This is a genomic window from Metapseudomonas phytobenefica (genome assembly GCF_043392685.1).
Lineage (GTDB): Bacteria > Pseudomonadota > Gammaproteobacteria > Pseudomonadales > Pseudomonadaceae > Metapseudomonas.
Window position 1 is genome coordinate 19,079 of the sequence record NZ_JBHZGM010000014.1, and the last position, 22,391, is coordinate 41,469.

The window sequence follows — 22,391 nt, forward strand, 5'->3', positions numbered from 1 at the left end:
CGCGGCTTGTGGCCGGGGCGGGGTCTTGCGGCAGGCTCCGATCAGGCGACCTGCATGGTGCGATGAGTGTCGATGAGGTGCTGCACCACTCCGGGATCAGCCAGGGTGGAGATGTCGCCGAGGGAGTCGTATTCGGCGACGGCGATCTTGCGCAGGATACGGCGCATGATCTTGCCCGAGCGGGTCTTCGGAAGGCCCGGAGCCCACTGGATCACATCCGGGGTGGCGATCGGACCGATCTCCTTGCGCACCCAGTTCCTCAGCTCCTGACGCAGCTGCTCGGAAGCTTCCTCACCGGCGTTCAGGGTGACGTAGACATAGATGCCCTGCCCTTTGATGTCATGCGGCACACCAACTACCGCGGCCTCGGCCACTTTCGGGTGGGCGACCATGGCGCTTTCCACCTCGGCAGTGCCCATGCGGTGGCCGGAGACGTTCAGCACGTCATCCACACGACCGGTGATCCAGTAGTAGCCGTCTTCATCACGACGGGCGCCGTCACCGGTGAAGTACATGCCCTTGAAGGTCTTGAAGTAGGTGTCGACGAAGCGGTCGTGGTCGCCGTACAGGGTACGGGCCTGACCCGGCCAGGAATCGATGATTACCAGGTTGCCTTCGGCAGGACCGTCGATCAGGTTGCCCAGGTTGTCCACCAGCGCCGGCTGCACGCCGAAGAAGGGCCGCGCGGCGGAGCCCGGCTTCAACGCATGGGCGCCCGGCAGCGGGGTCATCAGGCAGGCGCCGGTTTCGGTCTGCCACCAGGTGTCGACGATCGGACAGCGGCCTTGGCCGACGTTCTCGTAGTACCAGTGCCAGGCTTCCGGGTTGATCGGCTCACCCACCGAACCCAGCAGGCGCAGGCTGGAGCCATCGGCGCCTTCGACCGCGGCCCGGCCCTCGGCCATCATGGCGCGAATGGCAGTCGGCGCAGTGTAGAGGATGTTCACCTTGTGCTTGTCGACGATCTTCGCCACACGGGTGACATCCGGGTAGTTCGGCACGCCTTCGAACATCAGAGTGGTGGCGCCATTGGCCAGGGGGCCGTAGACCAGGTAGGTGTGGCCGGTCACCCAGCCGATGTCGGCGGTGCACCAGAAGACTTCGCCCGGGCGGTAGTCGAACACGCGCTCGTGGGTCAAAGAGGCATAGACCAGGTAGCCGCCGGTGGTGTGCAGCACGCCCTTGGGCTTACCGGTGGAGCCGGAGGTGTAGAGGATGAACAGCGGGTCCTCGGCGCCCATTTCCTTCGGGATGCAGTGGCTGGAAGCGACCTTCATCAGGTCCTCGTACCAGACGTCGCGATGCTGGTTCCACTTGATCTCGGAGCCGGTGCGCTTGACCACCACGATCTTCTGCACGCTGCTGGTTTCGGGGTTGGTCAGGGCGTCATCGACGTTGGCCTTGAGCGGCACCTTCCTGCCACCGCGCACGCCTTCGTCGGCAGTGATCACCAGTTTGGATTTGCAGTCGATGATGCGGCCAGCCAGGGCTTCGGGGGAGAAGCCGCCGAACACCACGGAATGGATGGCGCCGATGCGGGTACAGGCCAGCATGGCGACCACGGCTTCCGGGATCATCGGCATGTAGATGGTTACCACGTCGCCGCGGTGCACGTCCTGGCCGCGCAAGGCGTTGGCGAACTTGCAGACGCGCTCGTGGAGTTGGCGGTAGGTGATGACTTCGTGCTCGGACGGGTCATCGCCTTCCCAGATGATCGCCGGCTGGTCGCCGCGCTCGGCGAGATGGCGATCCAGGCAGTTTGCGGAGACGTTGAGAGTGCCGTCGGCGAACCACTTGATGTCGACGTGGTGATCGTCGAAGGAGGTCTGCTTCACCTTGGTGAAGGGTTTGATCCAGTCCAGGCGCTTGGCCTGTTCACGCCAGAATCCATCGGGGTTGATGACAGATTGCTGGTACATGGCTTTGTAGGTCGCTTCGTCGGTGAGGGACTGGGCGGCCACTTCAGGGCGGACCGGATACAGAGAAGCAGCACTCATGGGTCTTACCTCGGTGGGTAGTTGTTGTTGTATGGCGCCTTTTGTATCCCCCGCCCTTTCGTAGGGCCATTCGACCATGGTCTTACCAAACCCGGACGATGGTCGAAGGAACGGAAATCGCGTATTGCCGGGCAAGTACGCAGCCACTTATCCACAGCGCAAAAAAAACCGGCCCATATCCAGGGACATGGGCCGGCGAAGCACTATCGGGTCGTTGGTGAGAGCCCGGGATCAACCCGGGGATGGCACGCGGACGACCGGCCGCGTGCCGCACAGTGTCAGAGGTGGGCGTCCTGGTATTCCTTCTCGGCTTCGTCGAAGCGCTTGATCATCGCGGCCGACGGGCCATTGCCGATGCGGCTGAAGATCAGGATGCCGAGGGTGCAGAGGATGAAGCCCGGAACGATTTCATACAGGCCGGTCCAGCCGAAGAAGTTCTTCCACAGCACCACGGTGACGGCACCGAGGATCATGCCGGCCAGCGCGCCGTTGCGGGTCATGCCCTTCCAGATAAGGGACAGGATCACCACCGGACCGAAGGCGGCACCGAAGCCGGCCCAGGCGTAGGACACCAGGCCCAGCACCTTGCTTTCCGGGTTGGAAGCGATGGCAATGGCGATGACGGCCACCAGCAGCACCATGGCGCGGCCGACCCAGACCAGTTCGACCTGGCTGGCGTTCTTGCGGAAGAAGGCCTTGTAGAAGTCTTCGGTCAGGGCGCTGGAGCACACCAGCAGCTGGCAGCTCAGGGTGGACATCACGGCAGCCAGGATGGCGGACAGCAGGACACCGGCGATCCACGGGTTGAAGAGGATCTTGGCCAGCTCGATGAACACGCGCTCATGGTTCTCGCCGACGGCACCCGCCTGGTCCGGATGAGCGGAGAAGTAGGCGATACCGAAGAAACCGACGGCCACGGCACCGGCCAGGCAGAAGATCATCCAGGCCATGGAAATGCGACGGGCATTGGGGATGGACTTGACCGAGTCGGCAGCCATGAAGCGCGCCAGGATGTGCGGCTGGCCGAAGTAGCCCAGACCCCAGGCCAGCAGGGAAATCACGCCGATGAAGGTCGCACCCTTGAGCATGTCGAAGTTGGTCGCGTCCTGCATTTCAATGGCCATGAAGGTCGGGTCGACGCCGCCGGTGGCGATCATCACGATGATCGGGGTGAGGATCAGGGCGAAGATCATCAGGCTGGCCTGGACGGTATCGGTCCAGCTCACCGCCAGGAAGCCACCGACGAAGGTGTAGCAGATGGTGGCGGCGGCACCGGCCCACAGGGCGGTTTCGTAGGAAATGCCGAAGGTGCTCTCGAACAGGCGGGCACCGGCCACGACGCCGGAAGCGCAGTAGATGGTGAAGAACACCAGGATCACCACAGCGGAGAAGATGCGCAGGATGCGGCTGTTGTCTTCGAAGCGGTTGGTGAAGTAGTCGGGCAGGGTCAGCGCGTTGCCGTTGTGCTCGGTCTGCACGCGCAGACGGCCAGCGACCAGCAGCCAGTTGAGGTAGGCACCGACGATCAGGCCAATGGCGATCCAGCTTTCGGAGAGACCGGAGAGGTAGACGGCACCCGGCAAGCCCATCAGCAGCCAGCCGCTCATGTCGGAGGCGCCGGCGGACAGCGCGGTAACGAAGCTGCCGAGACTGCGGCCACCCAGGATGTAGTCGGAAAGGTTGTTGGTGGAGCGATAGGCGGCGAAGCCGATCAGCACCATGGCCGCGATATAGATCACGAAAGTGATCAGCATCGGATTGCTAATACTCATGGGGGTCTCCCCTGCTTGTTTGTTTTTATTCGGGGGCGGCGGGTAGTCCGCTCCCTTGGTTGCTATTTGGCGGCACTCGTGGCGACCACCGGTTTTCTTCCCGACCACCTCGGCCATGGGGCCGATGCAATCCCGATCGGGCGATCGACGCAGGGCATCCGGCCCTGCCGATGCGGCGATAGACCAGCCCCGAAGGACCAGGCCCACCGAACGAATCCGTGACGCTCCCGGTGCACCTGCGAACCGCACTTATGCTCGGTCTAGTACATCCGTCCGGGTTCGCAAGAACTGTTCCCATTTGCCCCCCGGAAGGCGAGTGCGGAATTTAGAGATATGGCACTCCGCCTTTCTTGTCGGATTCTCTGATTTATTTGCGAAAAACTCTGATTCAGGGAACTTTCCGCTAAAAGGTGCAACCCGACGACAACCGCATGAAATGGCGTATTTATCGAAATCCTCCGGTGATTCGATAAAGGCAGGTTGCGCCAGACAGGTACAACTTTTCCCAGACACAAGCAAAATGGTTGCACCCAAATCACGACCTCAGCCGATGGATAACCGGTTGTCGTCGCCCCTGTGGTAATGGCTGGCGAGGAGGGGGTGGTTATTCGCTGCCGCGCAGTCGCCTGGGGGTAAGCCCCAGGTAGCGGCGCATCGCGGTGGTCAGCGCACTCTGGCTGGAAAAGCCGCATTCTTCGGCAATGCGCACCAGCGTCTGGTCACTCTCTCGCAAGAGGCGCGCGGCACGATCGAGGCGGGTCTTGAGCAGGTACTGGTGGGGCGTCAGGCCCAGGCAGTCCTTGAACTGGGCATGAAAGTGGCTCGGGCTCAGGCAGGCCACCTGGGCCAGTTCCGCCACGCTGATCCGGCGCGACAGGTTGTCCCGGATGTAGCCGTCCAGGCGTTCGATATCGAGGCTGCCCACCGGCCGTCGCGTCACCTCGCCAAACAGGCGCAGGTACAGGGCGCGCAGCAGGGTGCCACCGAGGGAACGGGCCAGCATCGGGTCGCTGCCATAGCGGGCGAGTTCGGCGCCGGCGTAGCTCAGGAGGTTCTGGAAGTCGGCGTCCAGCTCCGGATAGCGCGGCGTCTCGAACAGGCGGCCGAGCAGCTCCAGATCTTCGGCGGAAGTACCCTGCTCGTCCAGGTCGAGGATCAGCATGCGATTCTCACCCACCCCGGCAAATTCATGCCCGGCATCTCCCGGCACCAGGCACGCACGCATCCGGCAGACCTCGCCGCCCCTGCCGTCCACCTCGAACTCGGCACGGCCGGCAAGGGACATCACCAGTTGATGATGGTCATGGGTGTGGTGCTGGGCCTGATCGTCCAGGCGCAGGAGGCGGGCTTCGAACATGGGCAACCTGATCAAAATTTGCGCATTCTAGCCGTCGCAACCCGGGTTGCACAGCGCCATCGGGCAGAGACGCAGCGCCGTGCACGGTTGAAAAGCCCCCTGCCCCGCCCCATCTAGCCAGGGTAAGCCAACTGCCAGGTGCCCCCATGAGCGATCAGGACATCAACGCCGACATCGTCGAAGAAGCCACTTCCAGCCAGCGGACAGGCCTGGTATTGCCCGGCCAGAACCTGCCGGACAAGGTCTACATCATTCCCATCCACAACCGTCCGTTCTTCCCGGCCCAGGTGCTGCCGGTGATCGTCAACGAAGAACCCTGGGCGGAGACCCTGGAGCTGGTGGCCAAGACCGGGCATCACTGCCTGGCGCTGTTCTTCATGGAACAGCCGCCGGAAGACCCGCGCCACTTCGACCCCAACGCCCTCCCCGAACACGGCACGCTGGTGCGGGTACACCATGCCAGCCGCGAAGGCGGCAAGTTGCAGTTCGTGGCCCAGGGTCTGTCGCGCGTGCGCATCCGCGGCTGGCTCAAGCGCCACCGCCCGCCCTACCTGGTGGAGGTGGATTATCCACAGAGCCCCCTCGACCCGCGCGACGAGGTCAGGGCCTATGGCATGGCGCTGATCAACGCGATCAAGGAACTGCTGCCGCTCAACCCGTTGTACAGCGAGGAACTGAAGAACTACCTCAACCGCTTCAGTCCCAACGATCCGTCGCCGCTGACCGACTTCGCCGCCGCCCTGACCACCGCGCCTGCCCGGGAGCTGCAGGAGGTGCTGGACACGGTGCCGGTCCTCAAGCGCATGGAGAAGGTACTGCCGCTGCTGCGCAAGGAAGTGGAAATGGCGCGACTGCAGAGCGAGCTGTCCGCCGAGGTGAACCGCAAGATCGGCCAGCACCAGCGCGAGTTCTTCCTCAAGGAACAGCTCAAGGTGATCCAGCAGGAACTGGGCATCACCAAGGACGACCGCAGCGCCGACAGCGAACAGTTCGCCCAGCGCCTGGAAGGCAAGGTGCTGCCCGAGCAGGCGAAGAAGCGCATCGACGAAGAGATGAACAAGCTGGCGATCCTCGAAACCGGGTCGCCGGAGTACGCGGTCACCCGCAATTACCTGGACTGGGCCACCTCGGTCCCCTGGGGCGTCTACGGCGCAGACAAGCTCGACCTCAGGCACGCGCGCAAGGTGCTGGACAAGCACCACGCCGGACTGGACGACGTGAAGAACCGCATTCTCGAGTTCCTCGCGGTCGGCGCCTTCAAGGGTGAAATCACCGGTTCCATCGTGCTGCTGGTGGGCCCGCCCGGCGTGGGCAAGACCAGTATCGGCAAATCCATCGCCGAATCCCTGGGGCGCCCCTTCTATCGCTTCAGCGTCGGCGGCATGCGCGACGAAGCCGAAATCAAAGGCCACCGCCGCACCTACATCGGCGCCCTGCCCGGCAAGCTGGTGCAGGCCCTGAAGGAAGTGGAGGTGATGAACCCGGTGATCATGCTCGACGAGATCGACAAACTCGGCGCCAGCTACCAGGGCGACCCGGCCTCCGCGCTTCTGGAGACCCTGGACCCGGAGCAGAACGTCGAATTCCTCGACCACTACCTGGACCTGCGCCTGGACCTGTCCAAGGTGCTGTTCATCTGCACCGCCAACACCCTGGACTCCATTCCCGGCCCGCTGCTGGACCGCATGGAAACCATTCGCCTGTCCGGCTACATCACCGAAGAGAAACGCGCCATCGCCAAGCGCCACCTCTGGCCGCGCCTGCTGGAGCGTACCGGGGTGCCGAAGGAGCGCCTGTCCATCACCGACGGCGCGATAACCGCGGTGATCGAGGGCTACGCGCGCGAAGCCGGGGTGCGCCAGCTCGAGAAGCAGCTGGGCAAGATCATCCGCAAGTCCGTCGTGCGCCTTCTGGAAGATCCCGAGGCGAAGATCAAGGTCGGCCAGAAGGACCTGGAGCACTACCTGGGGCTGGCGCCTTTCCGCAAGGAACAGCTGTTGTCAGGCGTCGGCGTGATCACCGGGCTGGCCTGGACCAGCCTCGGCGGAGCGACCCTGCCCATCGAGGCGACGCGCATCCACACGCTCAATCGCGGCTTCAAGCTCACCGGCCAGCTGGGCGATGTGATGAAGGAGTCGGCCGAGATCGCCTATAGCTATATCAGCTCGCATCTCAAGCAATACGGCGGCGACGAGGGCTTCTTCGACCAGGCCTTCGTCCACCTCCACGTACCGGAAGGCGCGACACCCAAGGATGGCCCCAGCGCCGGCATCACCATGGCCAGCGCGCTGCTCTCCCTGGCGCGCAACCAGGCGCCGAAGAAGGGCGTAGCCATGACCGGCGAACTGACCCTGACCGGCCAGGTCCTGCCGATCGGGGGAGTACGCGAGAAGGTCATCGCCGCGCGCCGGCAGAAGATCCACGAGCTGATCCTGCCGGAAGCCAACCGTGGCGCCTTCGAGGAACTGCCGGACTACCTCAAGGAAGGCCTGACCGTGCACTTCGCGCGGCGCTTCAGCGACGTGGCAAAGGTCCTGTTCGACTGAGGCTCCACTGTGGGGGAATTCATTGGCGATTGAAATCTCTATGTCTGCGTTAAGTGTTGCTGGAACCGCTGAGCCCGGCTGATTACCGAGTTCTGCTGAGGTTTCTGGTTTCGCCCTCCCGGGCGAGTCCCTTTTCCAATCGACGGAATGCCGCCCATTAAAAAGGAACCCAAAAACTTGCCCCTCTCGCTTCAGGGAGAGGGGCCGGGGGAGAGGAAAGCGTCAGGCGGACGCGGAGACCTGAAACTCCCTGACTAGAGCGTACCCTTCAACACTGCAACAGCTAACGCAGACATAGCCATTGAAATCGCTCCCCGAGATTTCACCTCGGAACCTACGCAAGGGCGGGGTCAGCCGTTATGCTGAGCCCGCCCTTGACCGATGGAGCCTCCGATGTCCCTCGTTCCCTCCCCTCGCCTCCTGTTGCCCCTGGGCCTCGCCCTGCTCGCCGCCTGCGCCCAGCAGAAGACCGGTCCGGTGGTGGTCCAAGACCAGCAGGATGATTGCCCGCTGTCCCTCAGCCAGGGCCAACCCCTGGTGCTGACCCTGCCGAGCAACCCCACCACCGGCTTCCGCTGGGTGATGCGTGATGCCGCCAGCAATGTGCTGCAAAGCCTCGGTCCGGAGGTCTACTCGACACCGGAGGACGCCGGTCTGGTAGGCAGCGCCGGGCAATCCACCTGGCGTTTCAAGGCCAGCCTGCCCGGCGAAGGTCGCTTGCACCTGGAATATCAGCGCCCCTGGGAGACCGGCGTGGCCCCAGCGGAAAGCTTCGACTGCCAGATCAGCGTCAGATGACTGCGCCGTTGGCGTCCGCCGCCTGGCGGGCGCAGCGGCACCTTTCCATAGTGATGCCCTGACGGACTCGCAGGAGCATTCATGGGAACCCTGATCTTCGGACTTGCCGGCGCACTGGCCTTTCTCGGCGGACTCGCGCTGGACCTCGACTGGTTGTGCTTCATCAGCAAACCCGTCCCTGTCATCGCAATGCTGATCTGGTTGCGCCGTGCGCCTGCCGGAGCCTATCGCCGCTGGATCGCCATCGGCCTTGCGCTCTCGCTGCTCGGCGACATGCTGCTGGCATGGCCAGCCGACCTGTTCGTGTTCGGTCTCGGCGCCTTCCTCCTCGCCCACCTGGCCTACCTGCGCGCCTATCTGTTGGGCACCCGCCGGCTGGCCCCGCTCGCATTGCTGATGGCTGCCGGCTGCGGCGCGGCCATCTTCACTCTGCTCGCCTCGGGCGGACTTGGCGCCCTGCTGGTGCCGGTCGCCTGCTACGCCCTGGCCATCAGCGCCATGCTCTGGCGCGCCCTGGCCCGCCTGAGCCATGATCTCGACCGCCAATCGGCACTGCTGGCAGCGGGTGGCGCGGCTCTGTTCGTACTGTCGGACAGCCTGATCGGCATCAACCGTTTCGTCTCTCCCTTCAACGCCGCGAGCTACCTGATCATCCTCAGTTACTGGCTGGGTCAATGGGCAATCGCCGCCTCCGTAGCGGCCATCCGCCCCCCCTTCCCCGCCGCGGAAAACCATCAGCGCCATCCCGGGAAATCGGCTATAGCAAATAGGCGGGTACTCGAATAGGGAGGGTGTGATGGGTAGCCTGGTTCGACTGTGGAGCTTGCTGTGCTGTGCAGTTGCAATCGCCGGTTGCGGTAGTCTTCTGCCCAGCGAACGAGCCGAAGTCCTGTCGCCCTTTCGCAGTTACTCCGATGCGGAGGCCCGTTATTCACAGGCGGTTCCGGGGCGCACATCGCGTCCCGAGCTGTTCTCCCTGGGCTTCGATCCGCTGATCGAGGGGAATGGCAAGATGCTCTCGTTCATCGACGTGCGCCTGATGTTCGTCCAGCCCAACGTGCCTATCGACTACCTGCCCGAAGGCCTGATTAAGTGCCTGGAAGCCAAGGATCGCTGCATCGGCTACGCCTTCGAGTTCACCAAGACCGACACCCAACGGGTGGGCAGCTTCTGGGCGGACGTCTTCAACTTCCGCAAGAACCGCGAGCTGCATGGCTGGACGTTCCGCGCCGTCTTCGTGCTGGTGGATGACGTACTGGTGCACAAGGTGAGCAATGGCGAGCCGAACATCCGTCGCCAGGAGGTCAAGCGCAACCCGCTAGGGCCGTTGCAGGGCGCGGGAGAGTTCTTTTCCGATCAGCTGAAGTGAGGGAGGTTTGGCCGCGTCGCGCAGTCCGTTAGAATGCCGGCCTTTTCCCTTGCTGGTACCGGCCCGTGACCGAAAGTCCCGATCGCATCTACGCCAATCCCCAGGCCCAAGTCGCCGATTTCGCCTTCAATGAAGACGTGGTCCGGGTCTTTCCGGACATGATCAAGCGCTCGGTTCCGGGATATCCCACCATCGTCGAGAACATCGGCGTGCTGGCCGCGCAGTTCGCCCAGCCCAACACCCCGCTGTATGACCTGGGCAGTTCCCTCGGCGCCGTGACCCAGGCCTTGCGCCGCCATGTGAAGACCGATGGCTGCAAGGTCATCGCTGTGGATAACTCCAGCGCCATGGTGGAACGCTGCCGCGAGTACCTGCATGCCCAGGACGCCATGTTCCAGGAGTTGCTGCCGGTGGAAGTGGTCGAGGCCGACATCCTCGCCCTCGAGTTCCAGGCCTGTTCCCTGGTGGCGATGAACTTCACCCTGCAGTTCGTCCCCCGCGAGCACCGCGCCCAGCTCCTTGAGCGCATCCGCCAGGCGCTGCTGCCAGGCGGCGCACTGATCCTCTCGGAGAAGCTGCGCTTCGAAGATGCCGACGAGCACCAGCTGCTCACCGACCTGCATATCGCCTTCAAACGCGCCAACGGCTACAGCGAGCTGGAAATCGCCCAGAAACGCAGCGCGCTGGAAAACGTCATGCACCCGGACAGCCTGGAAGAACACCGCGAACGCCTGCTGGCGGCGGGATTCTCCAAGGTCGTGCCCTGGTTCCAGTGCCTCAACTTCGCTTCGCTGATCGCCCTGCCATGATTCGCACGCTGGACCTCGACGCCCTGCAACAACGACTGGCGGGCACCAAGCTGCAGGACTGGGCAGCCGACCTGCCCGCGCAACTCGACGCCAAGTTGGCGGTCGGCCACGGCGACCTCGAACGCTGGGGCGCGGCGCTCGATGCCCTGCCGCCCCTGCAACCGCAGCAGGTGGAACTGACGCAGCGCTTCCTGCTCGACGGCCCCTGCGACGAAGCCACGCGGGCCGCACTGAAAACCGCACTGCAGGGACTGATTCCCTGGCGCAAAGGTCCCTTCGAAGTATTCGGTGTGCACATCGATACCGAATGGCGTTCGGACTGGAAGTGGTCGCGAGTCGCCCCGCATCTGGACCTGCGCGGACGCCGCGTACTGGATGTCGGCTGCGGCAATGGCTACTACCAGTGGCGCATGCTGGGTGCAGGCGCCGACTGCGTGGTGGGCGTCGATCCCAACTGGCTGTTCTTCTGCCAGTTCCTGGCCATGAAGCGCTTCCTGCCCGACCTCCCCGCCTGGCACCTGCCACTGGCGCTGGAAGAACTGCCGCCGAAGCTGGAAGGCTTCGACACGGTGTTCTCCATGGGCGTGCTCTACCATCGCCGGTCGCCCATCGACCATCTGTTCGACCTCAAGGACTGCCTGCGTCGTGGTGGCGAGCTGGTGCTGGAAACCCTGGTGGTGGAAGGCGACGCCCAGCAGGTGCTGGTCCCCGAGGACCGCTACGCGCAGATGCGCAACGTCTGGTTCCTGCCTTCGGTGCCGGCGCTGGAGCTCTGGCTGCGCCGTGCAGGCTACGTGGATGTCCGTTGCGTGGATGTCAGCTACACCAGCGTGGAAGAACAACGCAGCACCGACTGGATGCGCTTCCAGTCCCTGCCTGAATTCCTCGACCCCGCCGACCACAGCCGCACCATCGAAGGCCTGCCGGCGCCTGCCCGCGCCGTGCTGATCGCGCGCAAGCCCTGACAATCACTGCTTGTGGGGGCATGCACCGCTTTCCGCAGGTTGGGTCGGGCGGCCTCCGCGAGCGAAGCGAAACCCAACGCAGCGGACTCAACCCACGCATCTCCTCGCCCCCCCCACCTACGGGGCCACTGTGCAGCCCTTCGCGATTGAAATCGCTCACACGCGGGTCTCCGCCTGAAACAAATCGCCCCCACAGGAACCGAATCCTGTGGGGGCGAATTCATTCGCGAGGCCAGGCCAGAGGCCTGCGCTGATCAGCCCTTGGCGGCGGCCGAGACGATCAGCTGCTTCATCTCCACTACCGCCTGCTTGAAGCCAACGAACAGCGCGTGGGCCACCAGGGCGTGGCCGATGTTCAGTTCGTTGATGCCGGCGATCGCCGCCACCGGCTCGACGTTGTGGTAATGCAGGCCATGGCCGGCGTTGACGATCAGGCCGAGCTTGAGGCCCAGGGCGACGCCTTCCTGGATGCGCTGCAGTTCGCGGGCGGCTTCTTCCGGGGTGTGGGCGTCGGCATAGCGGCCGGTATGCAGCTCGATAGCCGGAGCCCCGACACGATGCGCGGCCTCAATCTGTTGCGGATCGGCGTCGATGAACAGGGAAACCTCGCTGCCCACCTTCGCCAGGCGCTCCACCGCGGCCTTGATGCGCGCTTCCTGGCCGGCAACGTCGAGGCCGCCTTCGGTGGTCAGTTCCTGACGGGTCTCGGGTACCAGGCAGACATGCTCGGGGCGGATTTCCTCGGCGAAGGCCATCATTTCCTCGGTCACGCCCATCTCGAAGTTCATGCGGGTCTGCAGCACTTCCTTGAGCACGCGCACGTCACGCTCCTGGATGTGCCGGCGGTCTTCGCGCAGATGCACGGTGATGCCGTCGGCGCCGGCTTCCTCGGCGTCCAGGGCCGCCTTGACCGGGTCCGGGTAGCGGGTGCCACGGGCCTGACGGAGGGTGGCGACGTGGTCGATGTTGACGCCGAGAAGTACGCGGTTGGCTTCAGTCACGGGTAGGTTCCTTGATCGTCATGAATAGCTCGCGGCTGACCAGTGGCCGGCCGCCCAGGTGAGGTGCCAGAGCCTGGCGCATCAGGCGCTTGGCCGCGCCGAGTGCGCCCGGGGCGCTCCAGTCGGCTTCGGCCAGGGCGAGAAGTTCGCGGCCCTGGAACAGGCCGGGTTGCAGCTGCGCCACCGGCTCCAGCCCGGCATCGGGCTGCAGGCGGTAGATGCCGTCAGGGGCGATGGGTTGCCCGGCCAGGTCCGTATCCAGGGCGAAACCATAGCCCAGCTCGTCCAGCAGGCGCCATTCGAACGCGCGCAGCAGCGGCTCCAGCGGACGATTGGCGGCAAGCGCCTGGAGGGTTGCGGCGTAATGCTCGAAAAGCGCGGGCTGCGGGTCTTCGGCCGGGAGCAGGCGAATCAGCAGTTCATTGAGATAGAGGCCGCTGAACAGCGCCTCGCCGGCAAGCAGATTGGGGATGCCGGCACTGTCCAGGCGACTGACGTTCTTCAGCTCGCCACGGCCGCGAAATTCCGCTTCCAGCGGCAGGAACGGCCGCGCCAGGGTCCCGGCCTTGCCACGGGCACCACGCAGCACCGCACGCAGGCGCCCTTCGGGGGTGAAGAAGTCGACCAGCGCGCTGCTTTCCCGATAGGCCCTGCTGTGCAGGACGAACGCCGGTAGCGCGCCGGTCATGGGGAGGCTCAGAGGTCGTTGTAGCCCAGGGAACGCAGGGCACGCTCGTCGTCGGACCAGCCGCCCTTCACTTTCACCCAGAGGTTGAGCATGACCTTGGAGTCGAACATGGTTTCCATGTCCTTGCGGGCGTCCTGGCCGATGCGTTTGATGCGCTCACCACCGTCACCGATGATGATTTTCTTCTGGCCGTCGCGCTCCACCAGGATCAGGGCGTGGATGTGCAGGACATGGCCTTCCTGCTTGAACTCTTCGATCTCCACGGTGATCTGGTAGGGCAGCTCGGCGCCGAGCTGACGCATGATCTTCTCGCGCACCAGTTCGGCGGCGAGGAAGCGGCTGCTGCGGTCGGTGATCTGGTCTTCCGGGAAGAAGTGATCGCCTTCGGGCAGGCGTTCGGCCACCAGGCGCTCCAGGGTCTCGAGATTGTGCCCCTGGAGGGCGGAAATCGGCACCAGCTCGGCGTTCGGCAGCTGCTCCTGAAGCCAGGACAGGTGCGGGATCAGGTCGCCCTTCTCGTCCATGCGATCGGTCTTGTTCACCGCGAGCAGCACCGGCCCCTGCACGTACTGCACGCGCTCCAGAACCAGCTGGTCTTCCTCGGTCCAGCGGTCACGGTCGACCACGAAGACGACGACGTCGACGTCCTTAAGCGCCGCCGAGGCGCTACGGTTCATGTAGCGGTTGAGTGCCTTGTCGCTCTTCTTGTGCAGGCCGGGGGTATCCACGTAGATCGCCTGGACATTGCCCTCGGTCTTGATGCCGAGCATGTTGTGGCGAGTGGTCTGCGGCTTGCGCGAGGTGATCGCCAGCTTTTGCCCGAGGATGTGGTTGAGCAGCGTGGACTTGCCCACGTTGGGGCGTCCGACGATGGCAACGTAGCCGCAGCGGGGGGTATCGATATCAGTCATTGCCATTCTCCACGCCCAGGGCGACCAGGGCGGCGGCGGCGGCCACCTGTTCGGCGATCCGGCGGCTGGCGCCCTGGCCCTGGGTCTTGTCATTCAGCAGGTTGACCTGGCACTCGACGAAGAACGTCCGGCAGTGCGGTTCACCCTGGATATCCACCACTTCATAGCGTGGCAATTCACAGGCCCGGGATTGCAGGAATTCCTGCAGGCGGGTCTTGGGATCCTTGTTGGTATCCACCAGGGTCAGGCCTTCGAGCTCGTTGGCCAGCCAGGCAAGAACGCGCTCGCGCGCGGACTCCATGCCGGAATCCAGGTAGATCGCGCCGATCAGCGCTTCCAGTGCGTCGGCGAGGATCGACTCGCGGCGGAAACCGCCACTCTTCAGCTCGCCCGATCCCAGGCGCAGGTATTCGCCCAGTTCGAAGCCACGGGCCAGCAAGGCCAGGGTCTCGCCCTTCACCAGCCGCGCACGCAGCCGCGACAACTGCCCCTCGCGCGCCTGCGGGAAGCGTGCGAACAGGGCTTCGCCGGCGACGAAGTTCAGGATGGCATCGCCGAGAAATTCGAGGCGCTCGTTGTTGCGCCCCGCATAGCTGCGGTGGGTCAGGGCCAGAGTCATCAGACTCTGGTCCTTGAAGGTATAGCCGAGCTTACGCTCGAGACGGCTGAGAGATACGCTCACTGGACTCGCACACGGAATTCTTTGTCGAAGCGCACCACCAGATCGAGGTTTTCGACCAGCGGCTCGCGTTTTTCATACTTGAGGTGGGCCTGGAACTCGTTGTTTTCCAGGGTCACCTTCAGCGCCTTGTCCAGGTCAAGGCCACGGATGCCGTTGACCTGCATGCCCTTGGATACATGGCTGTAGAAGTCGGGAATGGTCCTGATTTCCAGGGCCTTTTCGGTTTCCACCGAACTGATGATTTTCTCCAGGGAGAAGAAATCGAGGTAATGCGGAATGATCTTGAAAGCGGTGCTGGCCAGGAAAGCCACTACGGCCAGGATCAAAAGCCAGCCCAGAACCGACATACCCTTCTGCTTACGCGCGAACGTCATGATCGACCTCAATGTCTGTGTTTTTATGGAGGCCGGTTGGCCCGCAAGCAAGACTATATAGCGACTGCGGCGCTGTCATGAACAACGCCGCAAAACCGCGATGGCGAGGGGGCGGTCAGTGAATCAGGCCCACTCGGGAGAAGTTCGGCATGTTGCGCAACTTCGGATCGGGCCAGCTCATCCACACGGCGAACGCCTTGCCGACGATGTTGCGGTCCGGAACCATGCCGAGCAGATCCTTCGGGATACGGGGATCGTTCCAGTAGCGGCTGTCGTTGGAGTTGTCGCGGTTGTCGCCCATCATGAAGTAGTGCCCCTGGGGCACCACCCACTCGCGGCCCGGCTCCATGCGGTAACGCTTCATTTCCTTGCGGATCAGGTGCTCGGCTTCGCCCAGCTTTTCCTTGTACAGCATGGCGCTGCCCAGGGTGCCCGGCTCCTCGCCCAGCAGCTTTTCGGCCACCGGCTGGCCATTGATCGTCAGGTGCTTGTCGCTGCTGTAGGCGATGCGATCGCCCGGCACGCCGATCACGCGCTTGATGTAGTTGATGTTCGGGTCGCTGGGGTAGCGGAACACCATGACATCACCACGCTGCGGGTCACCTACTTCGATCACCTTGTTGTCCAGCACCGGCAGGCGGATGCCATAGGCGAACTTGTTGACCAGGATGAAATCGCCCACTTCCAGGGTCGGCTTCATGGAGCCGGACGGAATCTGGAAGGGCTCGACCAGGAACGAACGCAGCACCAGCACGATGGCCAGCACGGGGAAGAAGGACTTCCCGTACTCGACCAGCAGCGGTTCCTTGTTCAGCCGGTCGAGCACCTCCGGGTCGGGCTCGCTGACTTGCCCCTCGTAGGCGGCGATCGCGGAGCGCCGGCGCGGCGCCAGCAGCACCAGGTCGATAAGCGCGAGTACGCCGCAGACTGCCACGGCAATAACCAACAACAGCGGGAAATTGATCGACATAGACCCTAGCTATCCACTTTGAGCACAGCGAGGAAGGCTTCCTGCGGGATTTCCACGCTGCCGACCTGCTTCATCCGTTTCTTACCGGCCTTCTGCTTCTCCAGCAGCTTCTTCTTACGGCTGACGTCGCCGCCGTAACACTTGGCCAGAACGTTCTTCCTGAGCGCCTTTACAGTAGTACGTGCAACGATCTGCCCACCGATCGCCGCCTGGATCGCCACGTCGAACATCTGCCGCGGGATCAGTTCCTTCATCTTCTCGGTCAACGCGCGGCCTTTGTAGTGGGCCTGGTCGCGGTGCACGATGAGTGCCAGGGCATCGACCTTCTCACCGTTGATCAGTACGTCCAGCTTCACCAGATTAGCCGGTTCGAAGCGATCGAAGCTGTAGTCCAGCGACGCATAGCCGCGGCTTACCGACTTCAGGCGGTCGAAGAAGTCCAGCACCACCTCGTTCATCGGCAGGTCGTAGCAAACCTGAACCTGGGAGCTGAGGAATTGCATGTCGCGCTGGACGCCACGCTTCTCGATGCACAGGGTAATGACGTTGCCCAGGTGCTCCTGGGGAACCAGGATGTTGGCGCGCACGATGGGTTCGCGCATTTCGTCGATGGACGAGAGGTCGGGCAGCTTGGACGGGTTGTCGACGTAGATGATATCGCCGTTCTTCAGCACGATTTCGAAGACTACGGTCGGTGCGGTGGTGATCAGGTCCAGGTCGTATTCGCGCTCCAGGCGCTCCTGGATGATCTCCATGTGCAGCATGCCGAGGAAGCCGATACGGAAACCGAAGCCCAGGGCCTCGGAGCTTTCCGGCTCGTATTGCAGTGCCGCGTCGTTCAGGGTCAGTTTCTGCAGGGCTTCGCGGAAATCCTCGAAGTCATCGGAGCTGACCGGGAACAGGCCGGCGTAGACCTGCGGCTTGATGCGCTGGAAGCCCGGCAGCACGTCCACGTCGGGGGTGCTGGACAGGGTCAGGGTATCGCCCACCGGAGCGCCGTGAATGTCCTTGATGCCGGCGATGATGAAACCCACCTCGCCAGCCTTGAGGTCGGGCATTTCGGTGTGTTTCGGGGTGAATACACCGACGCTGTCCACCTGGTGGACCTTGCCGGTGGATTTCACCAGGATCTTGTCGCCCTTCTTCACCCGGCCGTGCTTGACCCGCACCAGCGAGACCACGCCCAGGTAGTTGTCGAACCAGGAGTCGATGATCAGGGCCTGCAGCGGTGCGTCGATCTCGCCTTCCGGAGCCGGGATGACTTCCACCAGGCGCTCCAGCACGTCGATCACGCCCATGCCGCTCTTGGCACTGCAGGGAACAGCGTCGGTGGCGTCGATGCCGATGATGTGTTCGATCTCTTCCTTCACCCGCTCCGGTTCGGCCTGGGGCAGGTCCATCTTGTTCAGCACCGGCATGACCTCGAGGCCCTGCTCGATGGCGGTGTAGCAGTTGGCCACGGACTGGGCTTCCACGCCCTGGCCGGCGTCCACCACCAGCAGTGCGCCTTCACAGGCCGCCAGGGAACGGCTGACCTCGTAGGTGAAGTCCACGTGGCCGGGGGTATCGATGAAGTTCAGCTGGTAGGTCTTACCGTTCTGCGCCTTGTAGTGCAGGGTAACGCTGTGGGCCTTGATGGTGATGCCGCGCTCGCGTTCCAGATCCATGGAGTCCAGCACCTGGGCCTCCATCTCGCGGTCGGACAGGCCGCCGCACATCTGGATGAAGCGGTCTGCCAGGGTCGACTTGCCATGGTCGATGTGGGCGATGATGGAGAAATTGCGGATATGACTCAGGTCACTCACGGATGAACACTCGAAAAAGCCGCGAGCAGGCTGCTCGCCGAAAAATAGCGGGGGAGTTTACCTGATCGGCTGCCAGCCCGTCACGCCCATGCGGCGGAAGGCAATGCCTGGTCCTGAAACAGGTTTCCCCCCAGGCCATACAAGCGATTTCAATCGCGAATGAATTCGCTCCACAGAAACGAAAAAGGGCGGCCATTGGCCGCCCTTTCGCACCGCAAGCGCCTTACTCGGACAACTTGAAGGTAATGAAGCTGGCGCGACCCTGACGCAGCACGCGCATGGATACCGAACGATTCTTCGGCAATTCCTTGGCAATCTGCGTGAAGGCCTTGGCAGACGAAATGGGCTGGTTGTTCAGGTGGGTGATCACGTCGCCCGGACGCAACCCCATCATGGCAGCCGGACCGTCCTGGACGTCCTTGATCACTACGCCACCCTGGATGTCCAGGGCCTTTTTCTGCTCGTCGGTCAGCTCGACCACGCTCACGCCCAGGCGATTGCTGCTGCGCTCGACGCCATCGCCGGCCGCTGCGGCCATTTCGTCGCCGTCTTCCGGCAATGCACCGATAGCCATGTCGAGGGTCTTGCGGCTGCCGCCACGCACGACTTCCAGCTTGATCTTGCTACCCGGCTTGAGATTGCCCACCAGGTGCGGCAGGTCGGCGGACACCACGATCGGCTGGCCGTTCATGCTGAGGATGACGTCGCCCACCTGCAGACCGCCCTTGGCAGCGGGACCACCTTCCTGGACCTGGGCCACCAGCGCACCGGCCGGCTTGTCCAGACCGAAGGATTCAGCGAGGTCCTTGTTCACTTCCTGGATGACCACGCCCAGCCAGCCGCGGCTGACCTTGCCTTCGGACTTGAGCTGGTCGGCCACGCTCATGGCGACGTCGATCGGGATGGCGAAGGAAAGGCCCATGAAGCCGCCGGAGCGGGTGAATATCTGCGAGTTGATACCCACTACTTCGCCGTCCAGGTTGAACAACGGACCGCCGGAGTTACCCGGGTTGATGGCCACGTCGGTCTGGATGAACGGTACGTAGTTTTCGTTGGGCAGGCTGCGCCCCTTGGCGCTGACGATACCGGCGGTCACCGAATGGTCGAAACCGAAAGGCGAACCGATGGCCAGCACCCAGCTGCCCACCTTGAGTTCGTCGGACTTGCCGATCTTCACGATCGGCAGGTCCTTGCCCTGGACCTTCAGCAACGCCACGTCGGTACGCGGATCGGCGCCGATGAGCTTGGCTTCCAGTTCGCTACGGTCGGACAGGCGCACGATGATCTCGTCGGCGTCGGCCACCACATGGTTGTTGGTCAGGACGTAACCGTCCCGGGAAATGATGAAGCCGGAACCAAGGGACTGCGCTTCGCGCTGGCGACCGCCCTGCGGATTGCGCGGTACCGGCGGCATGTTGCGTTCGAAGAACTCACGCAGCATGGGTGGCAGGCCTTCGAGGTCGGGCATTACCTGGGCAGCGCTGCGCTGGGGCAGCTTCTGCCGGGTACTGATGTTCACCACCGCCGGGGACGCCTCTTCGACCAGAGGCGTGAAGTCCGGCAGCTCGGCACGAGCCACAAGGGTTTGACCGAGCAGCAGCAGGGCTGCCACGGCGGTCATGCAGGATTTGAGGTTAAGCATCGACATACAGCTCCCGTCGCATAACGAGTGGTATGAACTCGCCGGACCGCCCGGCCCTGCGAGCAAAACACAACACAAAAGCAAAAAGAGCCCGGGGTATCAACCCAAGGCTCGGTGGAACATCGTGAAAAAGACATGCCCTGTCGCAAGGATCATTGTGTCGCGGTGGCCTCCGCTGCCGCTGCCCGCATGGACAGTGCGACCCTCTCGGCGGTCCCCAGCGGGATCTCGCCGACCACGGTCACCATCACGTCGCCATCCGCCGTGCTGACTCGCTTGGACACCATCACCGTCGGCCCCAGCTGGCTGCGCGCGTCTTCGACTACGGCGCCATGCAGTGGCTCGAGGAATACAGAAAAGCGCGCCAGTCCGTCGCTATAAAGCAGGCTGGATACCGGGTCGGACGATACCGGGCTGCGGCGTTCCTGGGCGCTGGTCAGGCTGAAGCCCGGCGGCAGCCAGTCGGAGCGCCATTGGGAGGCTTTCTCGGACTGCGCCTCGGCGGTACGCACCGCCTTGCACGCCGAACCAGGCTGAAGGTCGGCATCCGCCGGAACGGTTGCCGTATCGATACGGGTGAACTGGAAGCGCTCCAGCAGTTGCCCCTTGTCGCTCAGCAACAGGGACTTGAGCGGCAGGCCGGTGTCCCGGTCCAGATGCAGCTCGAAGCCATAACGGTGCTGGTCACGCGGGGTCAGGGTCAGGACCACTGCAGCGTGCCCGGCGACCCGGGATTCGCCGGCAAGGCGCAGGTCATACCATTCGGACAGCTGCTTGGCGTCGAGCGCCCGGGCAGGCCAGACCTGGCCATCGGCCATCTGATCGGAAAGGGAGCCACTCATGCACTGGGTGCGCCCGTTGACGCGCACCACTTCCTGAGCCGGCCCATCGAGCTGCAACAGACGCTCGCGCACCTCCCCACCCTGCTGGACCTGATGCCAGACTTCGTGAGTGGAGAAACTCCCATTTCGCTCGTAGACGAAGGTTCCCTGGAAACTCTGGCGCTGCTCCGCATCAGCGAGCCGCTGCAGCCAGTCCTGAGCGTCGGCGGCATGGGCTGTATGGGTCAGCCAACCGCCAAGCAAGATGAAAACCGGAAGTGCGCGCATGTTCCTCCTCAGCGGCTCTCCAGACTGGCTGCGCGGGCATATGGCAGAGCACTGTCGCTACCGCTCATCGCGGCCTGCTGCGCATGTTGCCGCAGGTACGCCGGCAGACGCTTCTCGTGCCAGCCGGAAGACGGCTGGGTCGCCCCGATGGGCTGTTGCGCCTGTTGGCCATCCTCACTATAGCCAGCCAGCACGGCACCTTGCTGGGCCTGCGGCATGGCCATGGCGGGCTGGCCGGCCTGCTGCTGGGCAAGCTGCTGGGTACCCACGACCTCGTCCTGGTTGTACAGGCGCACACCGGCCAGTACCGCGAGGGTCACCGAAGCGGCCACGGCCAGACGCCCCAGGCTGCGCCACGGGGCACGAACCACCTTGGCAGGCGGTGCGGCCTCCTCGGCCAACGCGGCCGAGACCGCGGCGGCGATGTCCAGGCGCGGCTCCAGCAGCTCCTTGTGCATCACGGCCCGGGCGATCTGGTAACGCGACCAGGTAGCCCGTAGTTCTTGATCTTCGCTGGCGGCGAGAACTCGACGCAGCTCCAGTTCATCCGCCTCGTTATCCATTACCGCGGACAGCGATTCCTGCAAAGCTTCACGACTCATGGCGGTTCCCCTCTTGGCTGTCGCCGCTGTCTCAGGACCCGTGCAACAAAGGTTGCAGGGCTTTATCGATGGCTTCCCGCGCCCTGAAGATGCGGGATCGCACAGTACCGACCGGACACTGCATGACGCTGGCAATGTCTTCGTAACTAAGGCCGTCGAACTCGCGCAGGGTCAACGCCGTGCGCAGATCTTCCGGCAACTGCTGGATGCTCCGGTGCACTGTGGCCTCGATCTCATCCCGAAGCAGGGCTCGCTCCGGCGACTCGATATCCTTGAGGGCGTGGTCACCGTCATAAAACTCGGCGTCCTCTGCACTTACATCGCTATCTGGCGGACGTCTGCCACGTGCCACCAGGTGGTTCTTCGCCGTATTGATGGCGATACGGTACAGCCACGTATAAAACGCACTGTCGCCGCGAAAATTTCCGAGCGCGCGGTAAGCCTTGATGAAGGCTTCCTGAGCTACGTCCTGGGCTTCCTGGGCGTCGTGCACGAATCGCACGATCAACCCGAGAATCTTGTGCTGGTACTTCAGCACCAACAGATCGAAAGCCCGCTTGTCGCCTCGCTGCACCCGTTCGACCAGTTGCTGATCCTGTTCCTGGGTTAGCATGAACACTCCTCGTCGATCGCGAAGGGGTGTTGCGCCAGCCAGTGGATCGGCTTGCCAAAATAGACTCGGGCGTTGCGCAAAAGTTCTCCCCTCCAAGCAAGCTTCCTGCAGATTGTTTTTTCGCCTGCACGGAGTGACGCAGCAGGGCTCGCGGCCATGCTGCGCCGAATATAAGTCGCTTGATCTACAGGCATCCGGGCTGCACATTTCATGTGCATTCGTTGCGTAAATGTAAGCAAGCACCGTCTCTTCAAAATGGTGACCCTGAATGGAACCTGAACGACTAAAAAAGTTCCCTGGCACCAGGCATGGTCATAAGCGCGCTATTGTGCCGCCCCACCCGGCTATATACTAGCTGCCGCTTTTTTCGCGGGAACCGAC

At 63.4% G+C, this 22,391-nt stretch carries 20 protein-coding genes; 6 read left to right on the top strand and 14 right to left on the bottom strand.

Translation table 11 applies throughout. The features are described 5' to 3' along the window. Positions 1–41: 41 nt before the first annotated feature. The 3 genes from acs to ACFW0B_RS13125 all read right to left on the bottom strand — a co-directional run bounded on the left by acs (position 42) and on the right by ACFW0B_RS13125 (position 5,126). Positions 42–1,997 (bottom strand): acetate--CoA ligase, encoded by a 1,956-nt coding sequence (gene acs / locus ACFW0B_RS13115; protein ID WP_449148770.1) that lies wholly within the window; start codon positions 1,995–1,997, stop codon positions 42–44. A 278-nt stretch (positions 1,998–2,275) separates the two neighbouring features. After that, complete coding sequence (putP, locus tag ACFW0B_RS13120; protein WP_449148772.1) at positions 2,276–3,769, bottom strand: sodium/proline symporter PutP; 1,494 nt, start codon at positions 3,767–3,769, stop codon at positions 2,276–2,278. A 604-nt stretch (positions 3,770–4,373) separates the two neighbouring features. Beyond that, positions 4,374–5,126, bottom strand: a complete 753-nt coding sequence (locus tag ACFW0B_RS13125; protein WP_449148774.1) for a helix-turn-helix domain-containing protein — start codon at positions 5,124–5,126, stop codon at positions 4,374–4,376. 146 nt (positions 5,127–5,272) lie between these two features. Here ACFW0B_RS13125 and lon point away from each other — a divergent pair, with 146 nt between their 5' ends. The 6 genes from lon to cmoB all read left to right on the top strand — a co-directional run bounded on the left by lon (position 5,273) and on the right by cmoB (position 11,613). Then, the gene (gene lon, locus ACFW0B_RS13130) at positions 5,273–7,672 is read left to right on the top strand and encodes an endopeptidase La (protein ID WP_449148776.1); all 2,400 of its coding nucleotides are present in this window, start codon (positions 5,273–5,275) and stop codon (positions 7,670–7,672) included. A gap of 393 nt (positions 7,673–8,065) precedes the next feature. Further along, the gene (locus ACFW0B_RS13135; RefSeq protein ID WP_449148778.1) at positions 8,066–8,470 is read left to right on the top strand and encodes a protease inhibitor I42 family protein; all 405 of its coding nucleotides are present in this window, start codon (positions 8,066–8,068) and stop codon (positions 8,468–8,470) included. Positions 8,471–8,551: 81 nt separating this feature from the next. Then, entirely contained in the window at positions 8,552–9,256 is a 705-nt protein-coding gene (locus ACFW0B_RS13140) for a lysoplasmalogenase (RefSeq protein WP_449148780.1), read from the top strand. A gap of 10 nt (positions 9,257–9,266) precedes the next feature. After that, entirely contained in the window at positions 9,267–9,839 is a 573-nt protein-coding gene (locus ACFW0B_RS13145; protein ID WP_449148782.1) for a hypothetical protein, read from the top strand. Positions 9,840–9,904: 65 nt separating this feature from the next. After that, positions 9,905–10,648, top strand: a complete 744-nt coding sequence (cmoA, locus tag ACFW0B_RS13150; protein WP_449148784.1) for a carboxy-S-adenosyl-L-methionine synthase CmoA — start codon at positions 9,905–9,907, stop codon at positions 10,646–10,648. After that, the gene (gene cmoB / locus ACFW0B_RS13155; RefSeq protein WP_449148786.1) at positions 10,645–11,613 is read left to right on the top strand and encodes a tRNA 5-methoxyuridine(34)/uridine 5-oxyacetic acid(34) synthase CmoB; all 969 of its coding nucleotides are present in this window, start codon (positions 10,645–10,647) and stop codon (positions 11,611–11,613) included. Before cmoA ends, cmoB begins: the two co-directional genes overlap by 4 nt. Positions 11,614–11,867: 254 nt before the next feature. On the opposite strand, the gene pdxJ is transcribed toward cmoB, so the two are convergent. The 11 genes from pdxJ to rpoE form a co-directional block, all read right to left on the bottom strand. After that, entirely contained in the window at positions 11,868–12,614 is a 747-nt protein-coding gene (gene pdxJ, locus ACFW0B_RS13160) for a pyridoxine 5'-phosphate synthase (RefSeq protein ID WP_449148788.1), read from the bottom strand. After that, the gene (gene recO / locus ACFW0B_RS13165) at positions 12,607–13,302 is read right to left on the bottom strand and encodes a DNA repair protein RecO (protein ID WP_449148790.1); all 696 of its coding nucleotides are present in this window, start codon (positions 13,300–13,302) and stop codon (positions 12,607–12,609) included. Before recO ends, pdxJ begins: the two co-directional genes overlap by 8 nt. A gap of 8 nt (positions 13,303–13,310) precedes the next feature. Beyond that, the gene (era, locus tag ACFW0B_RS13170; RefSeq protein ID WP_449148792.1) at positions 13,311–14,213 is read right to left on the bottom strand and encodes a GTPase Era; all 903 of its coding nucleotides are present in this window, start codon (positions 14,211–14,213) and stop codon (positions 13,311–13,313) included. Further along, a complete protein-coding gene (rnc, locus tag ACFW0B_RS13175; protein ID WP_449148794.1) occupies positions 14,206–14,895 on the bottom strand; it encodes a ribonuclease III in 690 nt (229 codons plus the stop codon). The genes era and rnc overlap by 8 nt, the downstream gene beginning before the upstream one ends. After that, on the bottom strand, positions 14,892–15,269 hold the full coding sequence (locus tag ACFW0B_RS13180) for a DUF4845 domain-containing protein (protein WP_449148796.1): 378 nt from the start codon (positions 15,267–15,269) through the stop codon (positions 14,892–14,894). Before ACFW0B_RS13180 ends, rnc begins: the two co-directional genes overlap by 4 nt. A gap of 115 nt (positions 15,270–15,384) precedes the next feature. Beyond that, positions 15,385–16,239: a signal peptidase I gene (gene lepB, locus ACFW0B_RS13185; protein WP_449148798.1), complete on the bottom strand. Its 855-nt coding sequence runs from the start codon at positions 16,237–16,239 to the stop codon at positions 15,385–15,387. 5 nt (positions 16,240–16,244) lie between these two features. Beyond that, complete coding sequence (gene lepA, locus ACFW0B_RS13190; RefSeq protein ID WP_449148800.1) at positions 16,245–18,044, bottom strand: translation elongation factor 4; 1,800 nt, start codon at positions 18,042–18,044, stop codon at positions 16,245–16,247. Positions 18,045–18,267: 223 nt separating this feature from the next. Then, a complete protein-coding gene (locus ACFW0B_RS13195) occupies positions 18,268–19,692 on the bottom strand; it encodes a DegQ family serine endoprotease (protein WP_459251711.1) in 1,425 nt (474 codons plus the stop codon). Between the two features lie 146 nt (positions 19,693–19,838). Further along, positions 19,839–20,795, bottom strand: coding sequence for a MucB/RseB C-terminal domain-containing protein (locus ACFW0B_RS13200; protein ID WP_449148802.1), 957 nt, complete (start codon positions 20,793–20,795; stop codon positions 19,839–19,841). 8 nt (positions 20,796–20,803) lie between these two features. Next, positions 20,804–21,397, bottom strand: coding sequence for a sigma-E factor negative regulatory protein (locus ACFW0B_RS13205; RefSeq protein ID WP_449148804.1), 594 nt, complete (start codon positions 21,395–21,397; stop codon positions 20,804–20,806). Between the two features lie 31 nt (positions 21,398–21,428). After that, positions 21,429–22,010, bottom strand: a complete 582-nt coding sequence (gene rpoE, locus ACFW0B_RS13210; protein WP_449148806.1) for an RNA polymerase sigma factor RpoE — start codon at positions 22,008–22,010, stop codon at positions 21,429–21,431. Positions 22,011–22,391: the final 381 nt, after the last annotated feature.